The sequence below is a fragment of the Enterococcus sp. ZJ1622 genome, assembly GCF_011038845.1.
GTDB lineage: Bacteria > Bacillota > Bacilli > Lactobacillales > Enterococcaceae > Enterococcus_B.
Window position 1 is genome coordinate 1 of the sequence record NZ_JAAKDW010000030.1, and the last position, 8,280, is coordinate 8,280.

Here is an 8,280-nt window from a genome sequence, read left to right on the forward strand (position 1 = left end):
GGACAAGTGATAACGATAATTTAAAAACAAAACTTGGAAAAACAGGTTATACCTACACTTATACTATGCAAAATAATCAATTAGTTTTAACGAATGTTCAATAAATTATTCAAACAAATTTTTTCGTAAGTAAATGTACTTCACGAGACAAAAAGGAGTGGCTTAATGTAGTGACCCCAAAAAGTTGGCTCTTTATCAGTCCGATTTGACAAAGAGCCGATTAAAAAAAGGTTCCCTTCTATTTTTTATTATCACTTTTTATTTTTGCACACAAAAATGCTTTTAATGCGCGAACTTTTCAAAATGTCAAATCAATATAATTTTCAACTGACACTCTTATTTTAACAATAATAATACAATTTCTAAATCACATTTATAATCAAAAAGAGCTAAAAAAATTGTACCGAGATTATAAAAGATAAAAGCTCCTGTCCATTTTCCATAACAACAGTTGAGTGTAATAAGAAACAAATAGTAAAATGCAGTTACATACACAAAAGAATTGGAGTAATCGAATTTCATAAAACCTAGTCATGCAACAACATTCATATCTTATACTAAAAAATAGATTCCTCTTTAAATTTTTTTGTTTTATATATAACTTTTTATAAAGAAGAAACAAAATTTTTCTCAGTAATCAATCATTCCATTTTTAGGTAACGCTTCATAAAAAGCGGCTTTGGTTGCTGCTATATATGGATTTAACCATAAATAACCAATCCCTAAAGTAACTATTGCTAAAATATGCCAACCAATAAAAGACAAATCTAACATAAATAATTGCCATTTATGACCATCCATCAGTCTTCGACTCATAGTGATTGTATCTAAGACTTTTAGTTTTTTGCCAGTTTTTGTTACTTTATCATAATAAATAAAGTAAGTTTGCGAATAAGAATAAAATTTAACGATACCTGGAATGATTAATAATAATCCCCATAAACTAATAAAAATCGTCGTCAACAATGCTAATAAAATTATACCACCAATAAACACTCCCTCAAATCCACGGAAAGCATCTTTGAAAGGCTTAATTTTTGTTTTGCATCCACGTAAAACATCTAAATAGGTCCAAGAAATCCCACTCATAAACAATGCATTGACAATTCCGGAAATAATCCCTCCACCGGAACTTCCTCCACTACCAAAATTTGTTGCCTTTTGTGTCAAAATTGTATCATTAACATGATTTGTAATAAATAAAATTATCGGTATTGCAAGAAACAAAATAACTATAATATCAATCAATGTTGGAAGAAAATTTAATAATATAGCTTGTCGCCACCGCCCTCGTAAACTATCTTTAGCTTGTTGTTTCAGTTCTGATCGTTGTACCATTTCCTCTTTCTCCTTCTCTATTACTTTTTATAATTAACTAAGCTGACTTTCCGTTTTCTCAAGTAATCCACAAATAATATTTTTCCATTCATTAAACGATTCAAGTCAGTATAAATTTTCCCATCTTTTTCAAAAATTTTTTGATTATGGAATAAAATTTGATTAGCTTCAGAAAATTCTTGTCGTTTGTGTTCATCTAACCACATCAGCCATCCACTTAAACAGCTGAAAAAAATAATTCCTCCTTCTTTCTTCTTTTTCAACAATCGCCGATGGTTCACCTTGTTCGTTCCTCCATTACGTCTATCTCAATCTATTCACCAAAAAAATTCAACTACTAATAAAAAATTTACGGGTTAGGATTCTTTCACAACTTTTACTCGCAAGATTGTTTTTAACTTTTCAGGAACTGTTCGTTCTGGATTACTAAGATAAATTTCTTTGTGTTCTTTTGTAACACGTTTATACCCCTTTTCAGTGACAAAACTTTCTAGTAATTGAAAAGTTTTCGGCTCATCATCATACGAACCAACGTGAAGAACCTGAGCGACTGTTCCTTCATCGATTGTCATAAATGTTAATGCTTCAACTAAATCTTCAGGTATTTTTTTCTTTATTCGTATTAAAGCTTCTTTCGCAATTTCTTTTGTAACAAATTTAGGTTGCTTGATCATAATTCGATACGCATAATGTTCTTTCAATGGCTTTTTTTCTTTTAAATATTTTTTTTGAATCCCCCATTCTCCTTCTAAGGGATAGACTACATAAGGAAAGTAATTAGGAATATCCCAACCTTTCTTCGGTGCCATACGAATAGCATAACTCCAAGCATACAAACTAGCTACTTTCCTTTGAAACTCCTCTTTATTTGGATCCCCTATTCCTGTAATACAAAAAAATTTTTGTGAAGGTATCTCTAAAATATGTGGTTGTTTCTTCAAAAAATAGCCTGATTCACTTTTTTTCCAATTAAAAATTTTTTCAATATATTTATCACGATTCAATATAGCTCCCCCACTTCTTTATTTATAGATTACTTTTTTAGACAATATAAAACTTTTATTTTTGTTTATTCCATATTAACTCTTTACATAAAATTCAAAAAAAAATTATATTTCAATACAAAAATTAAAAAATGACCATTTTATACCCATAAATTACAATGGATCTATAATTTATGGAACTGAAGAATCAGACTTGATTCTTCAGTTCCATTTTCATTATTGACTTTAGTCAGTTTCGTTCGCGTAACATACGAAACAAAAAAAACTCGCGTTTCTACGCGTGGATGAGATAGCTTTAGCGATAAAAAACTCCTTTTGATATGCATCAAACAATCATTTTCACCTAACTCACTTTATAAGTTAAATCGAAATATCATGATTACATTATATATTTAAGAAAATTTGACCACTCTTCTTTTTGAATTTTAAATTTCTAGAATATATACATAATTAGGTTTTAATCATCTACAAGAAAGTAAATAAAGTTTTGAAATTGGCATATATTCGCGTGAAATAGAGATATCAAAATCCTTTCAAACAATGTATTCAGCTATTGAATCTCATTACTATCATTAGAATAAATGGCATCATATTCTTTTACTTTTTAGTTATCTCAATCAAATCAAAAAATATACTCAATAATTTGATTAATTTTGGCCCTATCTTTTAAGGGTAAACTCTCAATTTTTTTAGTTTTCTTTCTTTGAAATCTAGTGATTTCAATTGTGAAATAAATACTTGTCTGTTAGTATCCCAATCTTCAGACAGAGTATATCGAGTAGGTAATTTTTTTATAGTAGAAGTAATTGGACAAATGACTGCAAACATTGTTTTACGATTAAATTCATAACGTGAGACAACTAGTCCTGATCTTCTCTTCTGAATCTCTTTTTCTGTAAAAGGTATCATTTGTTCAGCTCAGCAACTTCTAGATTTTTTATTGCCGTATTCTAGTGGACAAAGTGGTGGCTATACAATAATGATCATTTCAACCATATTAAATCCCCCCTTCTCTCAGTTCTCTTCCTTTAAAAAAAAGCCCAACAAATTAGCAACTTATTGGGCGTCTTTTTTATTAAGGAGCTACAGTGTAATTAAAAGTCAACACATCTGTAGAAGCTGTTTTCGTTCCTTCTTTTGTCAATAAAGCATTTACTACAGAGGAAGCATTTGTTTTGTTTAATGTAATCTCTGCTGGAATATCTGCTTTGTTCCCATCGACTAATTTATAGGTTCCTCCGTTGTCAAATTGGAAGTGTTTCGCTGAAGCAACCGTTACTTTGACTGCTTTATCTCCTGCATAGTTTTTTGTCAAATCTTTGGCATCTTTTAACGCAAGTGCACCAGAAGAAACTTTTTGTTGATCGCTCAACTGATACGCTGTTGGAATCAATACCGTAAAATCTGGGTTAGCTGTTGGATCATCTGGTGTTATCGTATTTACGTTGTATGTTACTTGTGCTGTACCTGTTCCTGTTCCCATTGCTAAAGTCCCATCATTTTGAACTTCAAGCAAAACAACTCCCTTTGTATGTGTAAAACTTCCTTCCCAAACTTTAGGGAAATCTTCCAAAAAATTAAAAATTATCTTATCTCCAGCTTCTAATACTGATCCTTGCGGTACATAATTACGAAAGGTAGTAAGAGTATTTGGATTAAAAGGTCCCTCAATGTTACCATTAGCTTTTCTAATAGTTACATTTACTCCAGGTCGGTTTTTATTGCGATCATTTTCTACATAAAATGCTATCTTTCCTTCACGAAAAGATATATATGATATAGAATCTGAATCTGATATTGTAAATACTCGTGGAACAAGCACAGTTGTATCAGCATATACTGTTTCACCTCCAAAATTTTCCATTATACTATTAGTTTGGCTTAATGTTGCTATTCCCATTAGCAATATCGTATTAATTAAAATAATTTTTTTCAACTTTTATCCTTCCTAACATTTCAGTTATTTCCAACAAAAAATAAGATTATCTACAGCTATTTGTTTATTTCCTTTCTTTATTAATTGAGCATTTACCTCTTTGGAATAAGCATATCCCTTACCTAATTGAAATTCAGCAACACTATCCTTCTTAGCTAAATCTTTCCCTTCACTTGTTAATTTATATTCTGCGCCATTATCAAAAAGAAAATTCTTAGTAGAAGAAATTGTCATTTTTACGGTTCGATCCCCCGAATATTCTTTTGCCGGATTACTCATACTCATCATCTTTATAGTTCCATTTAACTTTTGATTCGTTAATGAATCATTAAAACTATATCCTTTGGGAATTATCATGTAATAAGAGTCTTTTACACTTAAATTTTCCTCCACTTTTTCACTACCATAACTATATGTGATTACATAGTTCCCTATTGTTTTTGTTAAATCACTCAATTTGACAGATTGATTCGATTGATTTTTTGCTGTAATTGTTACTTTATCTCGATCTTGGGCTAAAACATCTACGCCTTCTATATCAGTCAAACTAGCAATATTCGCTCTTAATTCAGCTTCTTCATATATATCACCGATATATTTTGTTGTTGAGGTATTTTTTAAACTTATTGAAGTTTTATCAACTTCTGCTTCATACGTTCCATTAGCTTTTGCTAATAACGTATTGTAGGTTGCTTCAGGCTTCCACTGAATAAATTTTTCACCCTTTTCAAACGTTATGCTTTTTTCAGCTTCGGCTAATTTCTGGTTGATTAATGTTTCAGTTAGATCCTGATCGATTGTGTAATCAAATAGACTTCTTGTGGCTTGTCCATTGAAATTTCCGGCTTTTGAATCAATTTTTAATGTACCAAACTTTGTACGATTGTCGAATGCATAATCATAGTTTTTTAGCTTCTCATCTGTTGTCTTTATTAGTAATGGTGTTTTTTTATTCGAGTAAAACATTTGCCTTATTGTTTTTATTTTAGATAGCTTCCAATTACTCAGATCTAAACTTGTTATTTGGACACAATAATTGAACATGTAACTTACATCTGTTACATTAGACACATCCCAATTTTTCAAGTCTAAACTCGTTAAACTACTACATCCCTGGAACATTCCACCCATTTGGGTTGACTTAGACACATTAAAATTACTAACATCTAATTTCTTCATTTGATCACAACCACTAAACATCATTGTCATATCTTCTACATTCGATGTATCAAGATTCTTGAGAGAAACTTCTTCTAGAGTTTTCTTTCCATCAAAAACATTACCTAAAGACCTACTCGATACCACAATTTTATCCCCATTCTCAGAAGTCTTGAGACTTCGAGCATTGACTGCGGCATCTTTTAACACCTCTGAACTAATTTGCACCTGCAGTCCGTTATATTCTAAATCTGTTGCTGTAGGAATGACTACATCTTGACTACTTCCTACATAATCTTCCAAGGTGATAATATTGCCATTTTTACTAAATAGCCAATCCTTACTTTGATAGAAAATTTCTACTTCATACGCTCCATTAGCTTTTGCTAATAACGTCTTGTATGCTGCTTCAGGATTCCATCGCTGAAATGTTACCCCTTTTTCAAATGTTATACTTTTTTTAGCTTCCTCTAATTTCTGGTTGATTAATGTTTCAGTTAGATCCTGATCGATTGTGTAATCAAATAGACTTCTTGTGGCTTGTCCATTGAAATTTCCGTATTTTGAATCTATTTTTAATATACCAAACTTTCTACGATTATCAGACTCATACCCATATTTTTTTAGCTTTTCATCGGTTGTCTTTATTAGTAACGGTATTGGGTCCACATAAGTATAAAACATTTGGTTCATATCCGTTACATTTGCTGTATTAAAACTACTTAGATTTACACTTGTTAAATTGCTACAGTTACTAAACATATGGTTCATATCCGTTACATTTGCTGTATTAAAACTACTTAGATTTACACTTGTTAAATTGCTACAGTTACTAAACATATGGTTCATATACCTTACATTTGCTGTATTAAAACTACTTAGATTTACACTTGTTAAATTGCTACAGTTACTAAACATATGGTTCATATCCGTTACATTTTCTGTATTAAAACTACTTAGATTTACACTTGTTAAATTGCTACAGTTATTAAACATATGGTTCATATACCTTACATTTGCTGTATTAAAACTACTTAGATTTACACTTGTTAAATTGCTACAGCCATCAAACATACTGGCCATATTCGTTACATTTGCTGTATTAAAACTACTTAGATCTACACTTGTTAATCCGCTACAGCCCTCAAACATACTGGCCATATTCGTTACATTCAACGCATCCAAATTAGTGAAAACAACTTGTTTTAAAGAGGTATTTCCAGTAAACACTAACTTAGCTTCGCCGTTCAAGAAAATCCTATGTCCATTATTAGAAGTCCTTATACTTCTAGCATCGTATGCGATCGTATTTAGTAGTTCTGTACTAATAATGACCTCTTTGTCGTCTTCTCCTAGATCTTTCGAGGTTGGGATCGTCACGTTTTTATCAACTCCTACATACTGCAGTAAGAAAAGGGCGTTTCCAATTGTCTCGTAGTTCCAACCCCGCGCGCTTACCTTCACAGATTTATCTGGCAATTTCTTAGAATCATTTGTTTTCTGCATAGATCCTTCACTAATACTAGATGAAGATTGACTATTTTTTTGATTAGTCTTATCTTTTGCACTTTGAAGAGTACTTTCTTGAGTACTTCCTCCTTGACTATTCACTGTGGGAGCTTCATTTATTTTCGCTAAAATGGAACTGTCTTTTTGTTTAAGCACAGAAGTTCCACTGTTTGGAATATCCGTCTCTTGCGTACTTGAGGCGGATACGCTCATGCCACCAATCATTATATTTTGTACAATCATTACCCACACTAATAATGAAGAAATAATTTTTCTCATTTCTTTTCCCTCCCCTTGCCCATAGCTATGTGCAAAGCGCTTGAAATATAGTATTCATAATTTGCTCGATGGACTGGTTAATTTTAGAACTGATAAAGCTTAAAAAACACAAAAAGCTTTGCATAAAATAAACTCAAATCCCGTAAAAAGAAGTAGCGTTTTCGAGCTTTTCTATCTTGCTTTGGAAAACAAAAAATCGATCTCTTGCTGTTTTTGAATCAAAGTTAACTCCCCCGAGTTATCTATACTTATTTTAATCATCTATGCTATACTTCCTTAAACTAACTAAAGCACTGATAATTAATCCTACCCCCAATGCAACTAACAAGTTATTGTCCTGTTCATTTGTTTGAGGATAAAAATTATTCTTTTGAACGTTCACAAAAAAAAATAATCTGGTAAAGATTCAACGACTCCGGTCTCTTTTACTACTTGATTTGGAAGATATTCTACTTGAACCTTTCCTGTGCCAGCCTCTTCAGCTTGAACATGGATAGTCAATAAATTGAATATGACACAACTAAGCAGTAAAATGGATAAACATTTGAACCGCATAAGTTATTCCTTTCTTCTATTATCAATCACTTACTTTCAACAATTAAAGGAGTTTGGTTGGAACCACCATTCAGTGCAGCTTTTGTCTTCATATCATACGTTTTGATTGCAATAGTCACTGTATGTTTTCCTACAGATAAATTTTTAGGTAAAGGCATTTCCTTGATTGCTTTACCTGGAGCAATCAAATCGGTTTCCAGCAGAATCTCTCCTGTCTCATTAAATGTGACAATATATTTAAAATACACTTTATTAAATGAAGGATTTGCTAATGCCACGTGTGCCATTTTGTCCCCTTCTTTTACCTGTATTTCTGAAAAACCTGGTAGTGCTACCTGATGAGAAGTAAAATCTTTTGGTTTTTTTAAATTAGGATTATATCCTACTGCATTCGTGTCTTCTTTTAAAACATCTTCTGATGGAGATGAAATAAAGAACCAAGCAAAAATTCCTCCTAAAAGACAGAAAAGAATTAAAATAATCAATATAACTATTCTTTTT

The 8,280-nt window shown here is 31.4% G+C and carries 5 protein-coding genes and 2 pseudogenes; all 7 read right to left on the reverse strand.

The window, feature by feature from the left end:
• Positions 1–630: 630 nt before the first annotated feature.
• The gene (locus tag G7Y42_RS14560; RefSeq protein ID WP_165007629.1) at positions 631–1,338 is read right to left on the reverse strand and encodes a DUF975 family protein; all 708 of its coding nucleotides are present in this window, start codon (positions 1,336–1,338) and stop codon (positions 631–633) included.
• A 20-nt stretch (positions 1,339–1,358) separates the two neighbouring features.
• Positions 1,359–1,601 carry a hypothetical protein gene (locus tag G7Y42_RS14565; RefSeq protein ID WP_165038315.1) on the reverse strand — a complete coding sequence of 81 codons (243 nt, stop codon included), beginning with the start codon at positions 1,599–1,601 and terminating at the stop codon, positions 1,359–1,361.
• A 93-nt stretch (positions 1,602–1,694) separates the two neighbouring features.
• Positions 1,695–2,324, reverse strand: coding sequence for a GyrI-like domain-containing protein (locus G7Y42_RS14570; protein WP_165007638.1), 630 nt, complete (start codon positions 2,322–2,324; stop codon positions 1,695–1,697).
• A gap of 640 nt (positions 2,325–2,964) precedes the next feature.
• A pseudogene (locus G7Y42_RS14575) lies at positions 2,965–3,251 on the reverse strand (type II toxin-antitoxin system PemK/MazF family toxin).
• 166 nt (positions 3,252–3,417) lie between these two features.
• A complete protein-coding gene (locus G7Y42_RS14580; RefSeq protein WP_165038317.1) occupies positions 3,418–4,278 on the reverse strand; it encodes a hypothetical protein in 861 nt (286 codons plus the stop codon).
• 24 nt (positions 4,279–4,302) lie between these two features.
• Positions 4,303–7,224, reverse strand: coding sequence for a BspA family leucine-rich repeat surface protein (locus G7Y42_RS14585; RefSeq protein WP_165038319.1), 2,922 nt, complete (start codon positions 7,222–7,224; stop codon positions 4,303–4,305).
• Between the two features lie 581 nt (positions 7,225–7,805).
• Positions 7,806–8,280: pseudogene (locus G7Y42_RS14595) on the reverse strand (hypothetical protein); the annotation flags it as partial.